Here is a 15,522-nt window from a genome sequence, read left to right on the forward strand (position 1 = left end):
GAGGTTGCAATCAGTCAAATCCTTCCTCTTAATTTAGACTGCAAAAGTATAAAATTAGATTGGTTCTAAAATAGTTTTAACGAAAAAATAAGAGGCTACAGTTACAAATTGCTTTGTATACCATAACCTCTTTATTAACAAACAATGCTGTATTACAGGTTGTACCTTACTTTTAAGGTTACATATCTTGGCTGTATAAAATACTCGCTTGTGCTAACAAACAAGGTATTATCACTATCCTGATTTAAAGATTCTGTATTAAATAAGTTAGTTACCCCTAAAATATACTCCCATTTGCTATCCTTTTTTTGATAACCTAAGGTAGCATCCATAAAAGAATATGTATTTAAACTTTCTATCTCGTTTTTATAATTGTAGTAAGAGTAGTCTGCATTAAAAATAAAATCTCTTAAAAAAGTAGCATCTAGTTTTACACTTGGCTGATGTGTATAATATTTTATACTAGAGCCATTTGGCTGCTCGTAATTGTTTACCGCTAAATTATAACCAAACTCTATATTTGGCGCATTTAAAAAACGTGTTCCCAAACTACCTCTGTAAGTAGTTGTAAAAGATTCGTTAATTGCCTGCTCATTATCTACTATTTGGTTAAACTTAGAATAGTTCATAGTTGCTCCTAAACCTGCTTTTATTTTACCAAAAGTACGCTCAAAAGATCCGTTTGCAGAAAAAGTTTCGTCTGCAAAGTTAGAATTAAATGGAGACGATATTCTGTTAGATGTTTGTATAAACTCATCATCTGATGTTGCTGGATAATCTGGATTAGGGAAATTTAAGAAGTCTGATATATTACGTACTTGGTCTACCCTTTTGTTATATGAAAGTGATGCTCTAATATTACTAAAATTAAACATATTAAAATTATTGTAACGCAAGCTTAAGTTATGAGATAGTGCACTTTCTAAATCTCTGTTACCTTGAAAAAGAGAGTTATAATTGTTCATAACAAAAGAAGATGCAAACTGGTTAATATCAGAAAAACTCGTCATCATTCTGTAACTAAAGTTGATATCTTCACTCTTTTTTAGTTGTAACCTTGTATTAAAACTTGGTAGTAAACGAACAAAGTCATCTGTAACAGTAGATCCTAATTGTTCATTTTTTGTAGTGTAGTTATGTACAGACAAACCAGGTGTAAATGTAAATGCACCAGCTTTTACTCTGTACTCAAAAGCCATATAAATATCTGTAAAGTTATACTTTACATCATTTTCTACAGAGCTAACAGCATCGTTTAATGTAAACTTGTTTCCGTTGTCTAGAATCTGAAAAATTTCTGAATTAAATTTTTGTATACTTAATAAAGAACCAAGCGTAAACTTTACATTACTCTTATCGCCTGTAATATACCAGTAATCTATTTTTGCATCTAGCTTATTGGTTTTTACTCTTTTGTCTTGTACTACATCATAACCATCTTGGTTTTGGTCCATACCTAAAACCTCATCTAACCTAAACTGGTCACTCTGTGCTAGCGCTGCATTATAAAAAGGGTCTTCTTCTTGTATTAGATACTGCGCTTCTACTGCAAATATATTTTTAGCGTTTAATGTGTAATAGTAATTAGCGTTTTGATTTATACTGTATGGATCTTGTTTTTGAACCTCGTCTATATTACCTGTTAAATTAGAGAACAAATCTTGTACTTCTTTTTGGCTAGATATTCTACCAAAAATATCATAATCAAAATGATTATCTGCATTAGGCTTGTAGCTAGAACTTAACTTAATTAAAGCCAAATCACTTCTTTGGTTTGTAACACTTTCTGTTAATTCATCTGGTGAAGGCTGGCTACCATCTGCATTAGCTTTGTATTGTCTAAATGTATTTTGCTGCATATCTGTAACGTTACCAGAGTAGATTGCAAAACCACTTAAATCCCAAGTTTTTTTAGGAGAATAACTAAAGTTAGCAGCACCAAACTTAGAACTAATTTCTTGAGCTCTATTATTTTGTAATGTTAAAAAACCCATATCACTAGAACCTACATTAAAACTTGTACCAGTGTTAGCACTACCGCCATTACCAAAACCACCCGTAAACCTAAAATAATCTCTACGTGTAAATGGTACCTCGCCAATATTATTAAAATTGGTAATTAAGTTTACACTATAATTAGGGTTGTAATAAAATAATTTAGGGTGAGCTATGTAGCGTTCCTTATTACCAACACCCGCAGTTATTTCTCCAAACCAAAAATTCTTTTTACCTTCTTTAAGCTTAATATTAATTGCGTAACTGTCTTGGTTGTCTGTAACGCCTTTTAATTGACCAACTTCATTGTAGTTTTTTAAAACCTGTATTTTATCCAAGGCATTTGCAGGTATATTTTTTGATGCCAATTTACTATCACCATCAAAAAAGTCTTTACCCTCTACCATTACTTTACCAACAGACTGACCCTCTACTTCTATTTCACCATCATCATTAACTTCTACACCTGGTAAATTTTTAAGAACGTCTTCAAGCTTTTTTTCAGTTCCTGTGGCAAAAGAATCTGCATTATACTCTATAGTATCTCCTTTTACATTAACGGGCATCTCATACGTAATTTCTACACCATCTAAACTTTCAGCTTCATCTAATAGTGTAAAATCTCTTTTAATATCTACCTCTTTAGTTTCTAAAATAATTTCCCTTGTTTTAAAACCTAGATAACTTACCTTAATATTGTATTTAGAGTTTTCCTCTACATTCATTTTGTAAATACCTTTTTCATTGGTAATTCCAAAACCATCCAACGCTTTAGTTTCTGCATTAATAGCCACTACATTAGCCATTTCTAAAGGGTTATTAAGACTATCCTTAACAACACCAGTAACTGTAATTTTTTGTGCGTGTACCACTCCGGTTATGGCAATACAAGCCATAACCATAAAAAACTTTATGATTTTTTTCATTATAAATTTATATTAAAACTGATGAAATTTAACGACCTCTACCACCTGATCCTCTACGCTGCTGAAAATTCTGCATCATCTCCTGACGCTTTTTTATCATAAGCTCGTCAAAGTCTTTTTGGTTAATATCTTTTCCTTTAGTTGGTGCTTTTACCTCTACAACATCATCTGCGTTCATAACAATTTTGCTACATACCAAAGTAGATCCTTCTTGCTCTATTTCTAATATTAAGCCAGGTAAACCCCAGTATTCTGCTGGACCTTGACTAATAGGAATATCTAATGTATACCAAGCCACAACTGTTTTTTCTGTAGGTATTTTACGTTCAGACTGCTCTCCTTGTCTACCACGCCTAAACATTCTAGTCATAGCACCTACACCTGTAGTATCTATTGGAGTTGTAAGTGTTGCCTTGTAAACTGTATAGTTTCCTATTTTTTTAGTCTCTGAGCCCATTTTCCATTCAGGCTTTTTTAACTCATCTTTAATTAAAAAGTTTTTACTATACATTTCTACTTGGTTGGTGTAATTTTGCTCCTTTATATTTTTATAATATTTACCAGTAGAACCACTACCTACAAAACGCAACCAACCTGGTCCGCCACCTCCAGGAGCCTCTAACTTTTCATCTTCTACATAGTAAGACTCGGTTCTGTTAAACGTTAAAATATATGTTTTTTCCATAGCGCTTTTCATACGCTCCATAATTTCCTTTTTACGAGCTTCTGGCATATCTCTACCTCCAAAATCTGGAGCCTTTGTAACTTTTGTTTCATAAATGGCTTTTCCTTGGAAGTCTTGTGCCGTTACTGCAAATACAGAACTAATTAAAGTAATTGCAACAAAAAAAATATTCTTCATATTTATATGTTTTATATCCATAGCGGATAGTTAGCTTTCAACTACTTAGACTATCATCTTTCAATTTAGTTTAATGCTTATTCGTGTTTTTTTTGAAAAAATCGCTTTAAACATACGTATATGACTTATTTTATCGTTGTAACTTTGCATAAATACAATGGTTTAGTACTGTTTTTAAAAAGTTTTAGCTTTAATACTGCAAACATTTTTAGATACTAGTCTTATCTTGTATATTGTGCGACCCCTATATCGGTCTAATAAAAATATATAAACACATACAGAATATGCATATTGCAGTAGCAGGAAACATAGGTGCAGGGAAAACAACTTTAACCAGATTGCTAGCCAAACATTTTAATTGGCAACCAAATTTTGAAGATGTTGTAGACAATCCTTACTTAGATGATTTTTACAACCAAATGGAACGTTGGAGTTTTAATTTGCAGATTTACTTTTTAAATAGCAGATTTAGACAAATTTTACAAATTAGAGAAAGTGGTAAAGACATAATACAGGACAGAACAATATATGAAGATGCCTTTATTTTTGCTCCTAACCTACACGCAATGGGCTTATTAACTAACAGAGATTTTGAAAACTACACAAGTCTTTTTGAGTTAATGGAAAGTTTAGTACAACCACCAGATTTACTTATTTATTTAAGAAGTTCTATTCCTAATTTAGTAAACCAAATACATAAAAGAGGAAGAGATTATGAGAACACAATTTCTATTGACTATTTAAGTAGATTAAATGAACGTTATGAAGCTTGGATACACGGTTATGACAAAGGAAACTTATTAATTATTGATGTAGATAATTTAAATTTTGTTGATGATCCTGAGGATTTAGGATTTGTAATTAATAAAATTGATGCAGAAATAAATGGATTATTTCAGCCATAAAAAATAAAAAAACCACACTAAATAGTGTGGTTTTTTTATTTCCTTAATAAAGTCTAATATTAGTTTTTATAGTCTACCTCTATAGTTTTAGAGTTATTGTCTTTAACAATATTAATCTCTACCCCTTCTTTTTCCTTAGCAGGTTTTATCTTTTCTGTAATTTCTTCTACAGTACCATTTACAACCTGTATATTTTTATTTACTTCTCCTTCTTTTGTAATTATAGTTGTAATAGTTGCCATAGCTAAATCATTATTACTAGCATCAATTTTTACATTCAATTCTTTTTTTGTTTGATGCTCTGTTGACGTTGAACCATCCTCTATATGTCCGCCTAAAATAGGAGCTATAACTAAACCTATTAAACACGTTAATTTTATTAATATATTCATTGACGGACCAGAAGTATCTTTAAAAGGATCACCAACTGTATCTCCTGTAACTGCAGCTTTATGTGCATCAGACCCCTTAAATGTCATTTCTCCGTTAATCTCTACTCCTGCTTCAAAAGATTTTTTAGCATTGTCCCAAGCACCACCTGCGTTATTCTGAAAAATAGCCCAAAGCACACCACTTACTGTAACGCCAGCCATATAACCACCAAGCATTTCTGCAATAGCCATATTATTCATTCCAAATAACATAGGAACAAACGCTATTACTAACGGAAAACCTATGGTTAACAAACCAGGTAACATCATTTCCTTTAAAGATGCTTGTGTAGAAATTGCTACACACTTATCATATTCTGGTTTTCCTGTACCTTCCATAATACCCGGAATATCTTTAAACTGCCTGCGTACTTCTTGTACCATTTCCATAGCTGCTTTACCAACAGCATTCATTGCCAATGCAGAGAATACTACAGGCACCATACCGCCAACAAATAACATAGCTAAAACTGGAGCTTTAAAAATATTAATACCGTCTATACCTGTAAACGTAACATAAGCAGCAAACAATGCTAACGATGTTAATGCGGCAGAAGCAATAGCAAAACCTTTACCTGTTGCTGCAGTTGTATTACCAACCGAGTCTAAAATATCTGTACGCTCACGCACAATTGGTTCTTGCTCACTCATTTCTGCTATACCACCTGCATTGTCTGATATTGGTCCAAATGCATCTATAGCCAATTGCATAGCCGTAGTAGCCATCATTGCAGAAGCTGCCAGTGCAACACCATAAAAACCAGCAAATGCGTATGAAGCCCATATGGCTCCTGCAAATAATAATACTGACGGAAAAGTAGAAATCATACCAGTTGCCAAACCAGCAATAATATTTGTACCTGCACCTGTACTAGATTGTTGTACAATTTTTAAAATTGGTTTTTTACCCAAACCTGTATAGTATTCTGTTACCGATGAAATTACAGCACCTACTACTAAACCGACTAACGTTGCATAAAAAACACGCATTGATGAGATTACTATTTTACCCTCTCCAAAAAATTCCATTTGCATAGTCTCTGGTAGCATCCAAGTAACCAAGCCAAAACAAGAAGCAGCCACTAAACCTATAGAAACCCAATTTCCTAAATTTAATGCCCCCATAACTTGTGCTTCTTTAGCGTCGTTACTTTTAATTTTAACCAACACTGTACCAATAATAGAGATTATAATACCCGCACCTGCAATAGCCATTGGTAGTAAAATTGGCCCAATACCTCCAAAGGCATCTTGTATAGAGCCTCCCATATCTTTAATAACATAATTACCCAAAACCATAGCAGCTAAGACTGTAGCCACATAAGAACCAAATAAATCTGCTCCCATACCAGCTACATCACCTACATTATCACCTACATTGTCTGCTATTGTTGCCGGGTTTCTAGGATCATCTTCTGGGATACCTGCCTCTACCTTACCTACTAAATCTGCACCAACATCTGCTGCTTTTGTATAAATACCACCTCCTACTCTAGCAAATAAAGCTATAGATTCTGCTCCCAAAGAAAAACCAGCAAGCGTCTCTAAAACAATAGTCATATCTTTTACACCCGTCCAACCGTTTGGCATAAAAACAAATTGATAAAAAATAATAAAAAAAGCTGTTAAACCTAAAACAGCCAAACCAGCAACTCCAAGTCCCATTACAGTACCACCACCAAAAGATATTTTTAATGCATTTGGCAAACTTGTACGTGCTGCTTGGGTAGTTCTTACATTTGTTTTTGTCGCGATCTTCATTCCTATATTACCTGCAAAAGCAGAAAACACAGCTCCAAAAATAAAAGCAACCACAATTAACCAATGAGTAGTGGGCACTACTACAGATACTATAGCAAGTAGCACACTTACAATTACTACAAAGATTGCTAAAAGCTTGTACTCTGCTTTTAAAAAAGCTAAAGCACCTTCATAAATGTGATCTGAAATTTCTTTCATTTTACCATCACCTGCATCTTGTTTCATTACCCAAGATTGTTTTACAACCATATAAACTAATCCCAACAACGCCATTACAATTGGCGCATAAATAATCATTGACTCCATATTTTGTAATTGTTTAATTATTAGCCTAGTAAATGTAACAAAATGAAACTTAACAAAAAAACCCTTTCATATTTATCATATGAAAGGGTTTTTAAGTAAATTACTGATGATTTGCTATTTTAAATCTTAAAGGCGTCTTTAGCTTTAAATTCACTTTCATCATATCTTTCGATACATTTATTTAGTATTTGGTAAGCTTCTTTGGCATCTCCCCAAGCACCTACGTCTACTTTTTTCTTTTCTAAATCTTTATACACCTGAAAGAAATGTTCTATTTCTTTTATTTGGTGAGGATTCATATCCGATAAATCATTTAATATATTCCAGATTGGATCCGATACAGGTACACAGATTATTTTTTCATCTGGACCTTTTTCGTCTGCCATATGAAAAACCCCAATTGGCTTTACTTCTACAACACACATAGGAAAAGTTGGTTCACCTCCTAAAACTAATACATCTAACGGGTCACCATCTAATGCTAGTGTTTCTGGTATAAAACCATAATCTGCAGGATACATCATTGAAGAAAACAACATTCTATCAAAACGTATCTTTTTTAAATCAAAATCGTATTCGTACTTATTTCTACTTCCTTTTGGAATCTCTATTAATACATCAAAAGATGTTTTTCCGTGTTTAGTCATTCTTATTATTAATTATTATACAAAAATAGTGTAATCTACAGGAACAAAAAGTATTTTTTAGTTTAAATTATTGATAGCTTACTATTAAAAATTAAACCCAAAAGAGCCTGTTACACTAAAAGGGCGTGCATTTGGATTATCAAAATAGTTCCCTCTAAAGTTAAAATCAACGCGTAATATTTTAAATATATTGCCTATCCCAAAAGAATATTCCCAATACATCTCATCAGATGGTGCCATTAACGGAATATTAGTTGGAGCATTTAATGCAATATTTTCTGATGACAACTCTCCCCAAACACCTCTTAAACCTACAATTTCTCTTAAGTTTAATTTTCTCATAAAAGGAATACGAGAAAACAACCTTCCATTAAAATTATGTTCTAAATGCACAGATGCGTATGTATCTGTTACAAATTCGTAAAAATCTAAATTTGGGAATGTGTTATATATTGAAAACAATGTTTGATTACCTGGCACAACATTTAACAGCCCCAAAGGCACTTCACCAAATGTTTTACCTACTTCTACAGTACTATACAGCCTACCAAAACCGCCAATTTGCCAAGGCTGACCGTAAGAGAATTGCACTTTATTATAATCAAAATTGCTCTCCATTGGACCTTTAAATCCTTTAGAATAATTAAACAACAATGTACTATACTCGTCATTAATACTTTTACGTTCAACGCCATAACCAATAGTACGTTTTCCTGGTGTATAAATTAAGGTAGCCGTAAAATCTAATTGCTTAATTTCTGATGATACTCCTGTTGCAGACTCTGCATCTACATAATCTAAACTAAAAGCATCTGGTAAAGCAGAACTAAGTTTTCTATACGAATTGCCAACTCTTAGTCTTACATTGTTTACAGGTTCTACCTCTACGCTAAAAGCAGATAAATCTATATTTGTTAACCTATCATTAGAACCAACAGTAAATACAGATGAAGAAGCAATACTTCTACCCAGAACATCATTAGTAGCTGTTAAACTTAAACCCATTTGCTCAACATCTTGCCTATGCCCTCCAGAGATTATTAGTCTACTTTTTTTATCTACCAACCACTTTCCAGAAATACCGTGTTTTACTTTATCATCGCCAAAACCATAAGCCAAATAACCTTCTATACGCCAAGGGTCATTTTGCCCAAAGTATGTACGCGCACCTGCCCTTACCCTAACACCTTCTGCATCATTATATCCAAAAACACTGTATACATCACCAATGTCTAAATTCCATTTATCAATCTCTACATAACCAGAACCCAGTATACTAACTATGTTATAGTAGGTGTTAAATTTAGGAACTGTTTTTAAGGTGTCTAGCAATTGATATACACCTTTTTCATCTTTATTAAGCTGCTCTAACCTATTTTCTGTCCAAAAATTATCATCCCTACTAAAAGCTTCTGGACTGTACTCGTCCACGCTCTCTTTATAGAATTTTTTATCTTTAGGTACATCAAACTTATAGTTATTATGAATAGTAGTACGCTTACCATAAATACCTTTAGAAGTTTCTTTTTTGTTAAGACTAAAATCGCTTAACATATAATCTCTTTTTAAAAGAAAAACAGAATCGTTAACAACATCAAACTCTTGCTCTATATAAATTTCTTTTACCCAGTTTATATTGGCACTTTTTGTAACCTCTAAATTTATTTTTTTTATTGCGTAAGTAGAATCGTTTACCCAAAAATCTCCTTTAAAAGTAAGCTCATTTTTACGTCTAGGATAGTAAATAATATTGTAACACCATTTATTGTCTATAAAAGCACTATCTGCTAAAGCATAGTTGTAAACATCTACACCAGTTTTAGAAAGTGGACTAGTAAAGCTTTTATCAAAAAACTTTAAGTAATTGTTGTAGATATCATAATCTGAATATAAATCCTCTACAAATGCTGATATAGCTTGATTATTAGAAAAGCCAGAATTTTTACTTCCTTGTAACTTTTCTTTTTTAACTCCTAAAACATTATCACCATTAACTTTATGAAAAGTTTCGTTTAAAAAAATTGGCAAGTACGTTTTACCCGTTACTCTTGAGGTATCTAAATCGTTAAAAACAAACTCTAAACCTCTAAACATTTTACTTTTTATTAAAGCACTGTCTATGGTATTTAGGTCAAACTCTACTTTCTCATACTTATCATACTCATATTGATTGTATTTACGTAAGCCATTTTCTCGTTTTTTAGCCCATATTTTTTTAAGAATATCTATTGCTGGATTATTTTTTTTAGAAAGTTTGCCCGAAAAAATAACAACTTCGTCTAACTGTTCTCCAGATTCTTTTAATACTGCTTCAATTTTATAGGTAACCTTTGTTTTAAGTGTTATCTCTAAAGTTTCATATCCAACAAATGACACTTGTAAAAGACTGTGATTATTATCAGACTCCATATAAAAGCGACCATCATCGTTAGTTATGGTACCTTCGGTAGAATTTTTAAATAAAACATTGGCAAATGCAACTGGCTCACCAAATTCATCTACAACAACACCACTTACTTTTGTTTGCGCATAATTTAAGAGGCAAACAAAACAAAATAGAACAAAAAAGAATTTTTTTATCATAACTAATTCTTAAAAGCAACCTATTGATTTATAAAGTTTTTAGAAAAAGAAAAAAGCTTTGCCACACAGGCAAAGCTTTAGTTCTTTATAAAAAACTAAAATCTTATTTATATAAAACTTTTTTAACTGCCTTAATAACGTCTGTATGGTTAGGCAACCATTCTTCTAATAAAACAGGAGAATAAGGAGCAGGTGTATCTGCTGTGTTTATTCTTTCTACAGGAGCATCTAAATAATCAAATGCATTAGACTGTATATGGTATGTAATTTCTGTTGCTATGTTACCAAAAGGCCAAGCTTCTTCTAATACTACTAATCTGTTGGTTTTTTTAACTGATTTTAAAACCGCATCGTAATCTAAAGGTTTAACTGTTCTTAAATCTATAATTTCACAGCTAATGCCTTCTTTTGCCAACTCATCTGCAGCAGTGTAAGCCTCTTTAATAATTTTTCCAAAAGAAACTATAGTAACATCTGTACCTTCTCTTTTAATATCTGCAACACCTAAAGGCAATGTATATTCTCCTTCAGGAACTTCACCTTTATCACCATACATTTGCTCAGACTCCATAAAAATAACAGGGTCATCATCTTGTATAGCTGCTTTTAATAAGCCTTTTGCATCCATAGGATTAGACGGCACAACAACTTTTAAACCAGGACAATTAGCAAACCAGCTCTCAAAAGCTTGTGAGTGAGTAGCAGCTAACTGGCCAGCAGAAGCAGTAGGACCACGAAAAACTATAGGACAATTAAATTGCCCACCAGACATTTGTCTAATTTTTGCAGCATTATTTATTATTTGGTCTATACCAACCAAAGAAAAGTTAAATGTCATAAACTCCACTATAGGTCTATTTCCGTTCATTGCAGAACCAATAGCTATACCAGCAAAGCCTAATTCAGAAATTGGAGTATCTATTACTCTTTTAGCGCCAAATTCATCTAACATACCTTTAGATGCTTTGTAAGCACCATTATACTCAGCTACTTCTTCACCCATCAAATAGATAGATTCATCTTTTCGCATCTCTTCAGACATAGCCTCAGCAATAGCCTCTCTAAACTGTAATGTTTTCATTTACGTGGAATAAATTAATATAATGATAAAAACGCTAGCAAAAATAGGAAATAATCTTTCAATTACAGTTAACATACTGGCAAAAAAACGATAAAATTTACTATGCATGCATAGTAAATTACAAATTTTATTGGTATCTTAGCCAAGTTATTATAAAATTGATAAAAGATGAAAATATTAGTCTGCATAAGTAACGTACCAGACACTACTTCTAAAATTAACTTTACAGAAGGAGATACTAAGTTTGATACAAACGGTGTACAATTTGTAATTAATCCAAATGATGAATTTGGTCTTACAAGAGCAATGTGGTTTAAAGAAAAACAAGGAGCAACTGTACATGTTGTGAACGTTGGCACCGCAACAACAGAACCTACAATAAGAAAAGCATTAGCAATTGGTGCTGATGAAGCAATACGTATTAACGCAGAACCTACTGATGGTTTTTTTGTAGCACAACAACTAGCCGAAGTAATTAAAAACGGAAGTTACGATCTTGTAATTGCAGGTCGTGAGTCTATTGACTATAATGGAGGTATGGTACCAGGTATGATTGCCACATTATTAGACATGAACTTTGTAAATACTTGTACCGGCTTAGAGATTGATGGCGACACTGTTACAGCTACTAGAGAAATAGATGGTGGTAAAGAAAAAATAAGTACGTCATTACCTTTAGTTATAGGCGGACAAAAAGGTTTAGTTGAAGAAAGCGATTTAAGGATACCTAATATGAGAGGTATTATGATGGCTCGTAAAAAAGCACTAACAGTTGTAGAACCAACCGGAGCAGATGCCGCAACTAACGATGTTAGTTTTGATAAGCCTGCTGCAAAAGGAGCTGTAAAACTAGTTGATGCAGATAACATAGACGAGTTAATTAACTTATTACATAACGAAGCAAAAGCAATCTAATTTATGTCAGTTTTAGTATACACAGAATCAGAAAACGGAAAATTTAAAAAGAGTGCTTTTGAAGTAGCTTCTTATGCTTACGCAGTAGCTCAACAATTAGGCACAACTGTTACCGCTGTATCTTTTAATGCAGAAGGTAATGACACTCTAGGTAACTATGGTGTTACTAAAGTGTTAAATATTAGCAATGACACTCTAAAAACTTTTAACGCAAAAGCATATGCACACGCGTTAACAGAAGCAGTTGAGAAAGAAACAGCTAAAGTTGTTATAATAGGATCTAGCACAGACAGTAAATATTTAGCACCTATGGTGGCTGCTAAATTAAAAGCTGGTTATGCTCCAAACGTGGTAGATGCTCCAGAAAGCACATCACCATTTAAAGTAAAAAGAACAGTATTTAGTAACAAAGGTTTTGCCCACACAACTATAGACACAGATATTAAGGTTGTTGGCGTATCTAACAATGCATTTGGCGCTAAAGAAAATAGCGCAACTGCAGCAGTAGAAGATTTTTCTCCTGCTATTACAGATGCAGACTTTTCTACAAAATCTATAGAAATAGATAAAGTTGTTGGTAAAGCAACTATTGCAGATGCAGATGTAGTTGTATCTGGTGGTAGAGGTTTAAAAGGTCCAGAAAACTGGGGAATGATTGAAGAATTAGCAGACGTACTTGGTGCTGCAACAGCTTGTTCTAAACCAGTATCAGACTTAGGATGGAGACCTCACAGCGAGCACGTAGGACAAACAGGTAAACCTGTAGCAAGTAATTTATACATTGCTATTGGTATTTCTGGAGCTATACAGCACCTTGCTGGAATTAGCGCTTCTAAAGTAAAAGTTGTAATTAATACAGATCCAGAAGCTCCTTTCTTTAAGGCTGCAGATTATGGTATTGTTGGCGATGCTTTTGAAGTAGTTCCTACCTTAATCGAAAAATTAAAAGAATTTAAAGCGCAAAACGCTTAATTTTTTATAAATTGTGCCCATACTAAAGGGCTGCTTAAATACAAGGTAATCCCTTTTATTTAGGCAGCCCTTAGTAATTTTAAATTTTAATATGAGTTTAGTACGACTAAAAATAAAAGGAATATCATACAGCCAAACACAAAATGGCGCTTATGCCCTTATATTAAATGAAGTAGATGGTGATAGAAAACTACCTATAGTTATTGGTGCTTTTGAAGCCCAATCTATAGCAATTGCCTTAGAAAAAGAAATTAAACCACCAAGACCACTAACGCACGATCTTTTTAAAAATTTTGCAGATAGATTTGCTATCGTAATTAAACAAGTTATAATACACAAACTTGTAGATGGCGTTTTTTACTCTAGTATTATTTGCGAAAGAGATATGGTTGAAGAAATTATAGATGCCAGAACAAGTGACGCTATAGCATTAGCATTACGTTTTGACGCCCCTATATTTACTTACAAAACTATTTTAGACAAAGCTGGTATTTTCTTAAAATTCTCTTCTAAAGATGAAGATGATGACCCAGATAAAGATGATAGTATTATGGTTGATGAAATTCTACAAGAAGGAGAAACCGTAGAACTAGAATCTAACCCTTCTGATGCTTACAGAGAATTAAATTTAAGTGAGCTACACGAAGAATTAAACAAAGCAGTTACAAATGAAGATTACGAGAAAGCTGCAAAATTACGAGATGAAATCTCAAAAAGAAAATAACACTTACACAAAACTTACTATGAAAAAAAGTTACTGGATTTTCCTATTTGCTTTTTTTGTTATATTTCCATCTATAGCACAAGACTCTATACCTGCGCAAGCAGCTGTAGAGACCATACAAACCACAACAACAGATACTACAATAAAACCTATTATAGACAATGCAGGATTTTCCGTTAGCAGTTTATTAAGAGGACTTTTAGGTATGGCTGTTTTAATACTAATAGCCTTTTTATTTAGCGCAAACCGTAAAGCCATAAACTGGAAAACAGTTGGTATTGGTCTGGGCTTGCAGCTAATTATTGCAATTGGTGTGTTAAAAATTGAATTTATTGCCGTTGTTTTTGATAGCGTAGGTAAAGTTTTTGTTAGCATACTTGATTTTACCACTAAAGGGAGTAAATTTTTATTTGAAGGATTGGTAACAGATATGGATAAGTTTGGATTCATATTTGCTTTTCAAGTTTTACCAACTATCATTTTCTTTTCAGCATTAACATCAGTATTGTTTTACTTAGGAATAATTCAGCGTGTTGTAAAAGCACTAGCCAAACTATTAACAAAAACACTAGGTATATCTGGCGCAGAAAGTTTATCTGTAGCTGGTAATATATTTTTAGGCCAGACTGAAGCTCCACTATTAATAAAAGCTTATTTAGAAAAAATGAATAAGTCTGAAATTTTATTAGTTATGGTTGGCGGTATGGCAACAGTAGCTGGCGCTGTTTTAGCTGCTTATATTGGGTTTCTAGGAGGAAATGATCCTGGTTTAAGATTAGAATTTGCTAAGCACTTATTAGCCGCTTCTGTAATGGCTGCTCCTGGTGCTATTGTAATTTCTAAAATATTATACCCACAAACCGAAAAAGTTGATACAAATGTACACGTTTCACAAGACAAAATAGGTGCTAATATATTAGACGCTATTGCAAACGGAACAACTGAAGGTTTAAAATTAGCTGTAAATGTTGGCGCAATGCTTTTAGTATTTGTTGCCCTTATTGCAATGGTTAACGGAATCCTAAGTGGTGCTGCAGGCTTTGATGGTATTACAATAAAATCTTTAGACATATCTTGGCATTTTACATCATTAAACACCATAATAGACAACAATCACAAACAATACGACTGCTTGTCACTAGAGTTTATTTTAGGCTACATTTTTGCGCCATTAATGTGGCTAATAGGTGTTGCAAAAGAAGATGTAATGCTTATGGGACAATTACTAGGAGTAAAATTGGCCGCCAGTGAATTTATTGGATACAAGCAATTAGCAGAACTAAAAAATATTGCTGCTAATCCGCATTTTACTTACAACAAATCTATTTTAATGGCTACTTATATGCTTTGTGGCTTTGCCAACTTTGCTTCAATTGGTATACAAATAGGCGGTATAGGATCTTTAGCTCCTAAT

The 15,522-nt window shown here is 33.0% G+C and carries 11 protein-coding genes; 5 read left to right on the forward strand and 6 right to left on the reverse strand.

The genetic code is table 11. The annotated features are described in order from the left end of the window. Positions 1-152 precede the first annotated feature (152 nt). Positions 153-2,921 (reverse strand): outer membrane beta-barrel protein, encoded by a 2,769-nt coding sequence (locus ABJD66_RS13885; protein WP_348132693.1) that lies wholly within the window; start codon positions 2,919-2,921, stop codon positions 153-155. Positions 2,922-2,949: 28 nt separating this feature from the next. Beyond that, positions 2,950-3,783: a GLPGLI family protein gene (locus ABJD66_RS13890; protein WP_348132696.1), complete on the reverse strand. Its 834-nt coding sequence runs from the start codon at positions 3,781-3,783 to the stop codon at positions 2,950-2,952. Between the two features lie 284 nt (positions 3,784-4,067). Here ABJD66_RS13890 and ABJD66_RS13895 point away from each other — a divergent pair, with 284 nt between their 5' ends. Continuing rightward, positions 4,068-4,688 carry a deoxynucleoside kinase gene (locus ABJD66_RS13895; protein ID WP_100893802.1) on the forward strand — a complete coding sequence of 207 codons (621 nt, stop codon included), beginning with the start codon at positions 4,068-4,070 and terminating at the stop codon, positions 4,686-4,688. Positions 4,689-4,747: 59 nt separating this feature from the next. On the opposite strand, the gene ABJD66_RS13900 is transcribed toward ABJD66_RS13895, so the two are convergent. The 4 genes from ABJD66_RS13900 to ABJD66_RS13915 all read right to left on the reverse strand — a co-directional run bounded on the left by ABJD66_RS13900 (position 4,748) and on the right by ABJD66_RS13915 (position 11,497). Continuing rightward, positions 4,748-7,186 carry a sodium-translocating pyrophosphatase gene (locus tag ABJD66_RS13900; RefSeq protein WP_348132701.1) on the reverse strand — a complete coding sequence of 813 codons (2,439 nt, stop codon included), beginning with the start codon at positions 7,184-7,186 and terminating at the stop codon, positions 4,748-4,750. 119 nt (positions 7,187-7,305) lie between these two features. After that, the gene (locus tag ABJD66_RS13905; RefSeq protein ID WP_100893804.1) at positions 7,306-7,833 is read right to left on the reverse strand and encodes an inorganic diphosphatase; all 528 of its coding nucleotides are present in this window, start codon (positions 7,831-7,833) and stop codon (positions 7,306-7,308) included. Positions 7,834-7,917: 84 nt separating this feature from the next. After that, positions 7,918-10,416: a DUF5686 family protein gene (locus ABJD66_RS13910; protein WP_348132704.1), complete on the reverse strand. Its 2,499-nt coding sequence runs from the start codon at positions 10,414-10,416 to the stop codon at positions 7,918-7,920. Positions 10,417-10,519: 103 nt separating this feature from the next. Further along, positions 10,520-11,497, reverse strand: a complete 978-nt coding sequence (locus ABJD66_RS13915) for a pyruvate dehydrogenase complex E1 component subunit beta (RefSeq protein WP_100893806.1) — start codon at positions 11,495-11,497, stop codon at positions 10,520-10,522. A gap of 168 nt (positions 11,498-11,665) precedes the next feature. On the opposite strand from ABJD66_RS13915, the gene ABJD66_RS13920 reads away from it, so the two are divergent. The 4 genes from ABJD66_RS13920 to ABJD66_RS13935 all read left to right on the forward strand — a co-directional run. Next, positions 11,666-12,412 carry an electron transfer flavoprotein subunit beta/FixA family protein gene (locus tag ABJD66_RS13920; RefSeq protein ID WP_348132707.1) on the forward strand — a complete coding sequence of 249 codons (747 nt, stop codon included), beginning with the start codon at positions 11,666-11,668 and terminating at the stop codon, positions 12,410-12,412. A 3-nt stretch (positions 12,413-12,415) separates the two neighbouring features. After that, positions 12,416-13,384, forward strand: a complete 969-nt coding sequence (locus tag ABJD66_RS13925) for an electron transfer flavoprotein subunit alpha/FixB family protein (RefSeq protein WP_348132709.1) — start codon at positions 12,416-12,418, stop codon at positions 13,382-13,384. Between the two features lie 91 nt (positions 13,385-13,475). Then, positions 13,476-14,108 (forward strand): bifunctional nuclease family protein, encoded by a 633-nt coding sequence (locus tag ABJD66_RS13930; protein ID WP_303540721.1) that lies wholly within the window; start codon positions 13,476-13,478, stop codon positions 14,106-14,108. Then, on the forward strand, positions 14,053-15,522 hold a 1,470-nt coding region (locus tag ABJD66_RS13935), incomplete at its 3' end, for a nucleoside transporter C-terminal domain-containing protein (RefSeq protein WP_348132713.1). The genes ABJD66_RS13930 and ABJD66_RS13935, both read left to right, overlap by 56 nt.

This window comes from Cellulophaga sp. (genome assembly GCF_039943695.1).
Taxonomy (GTDB): Bacteria; Bacteroidota; Bacteroidia; order Flavobacteriales; family Flavobacteriaceae; genus Cellulophaga.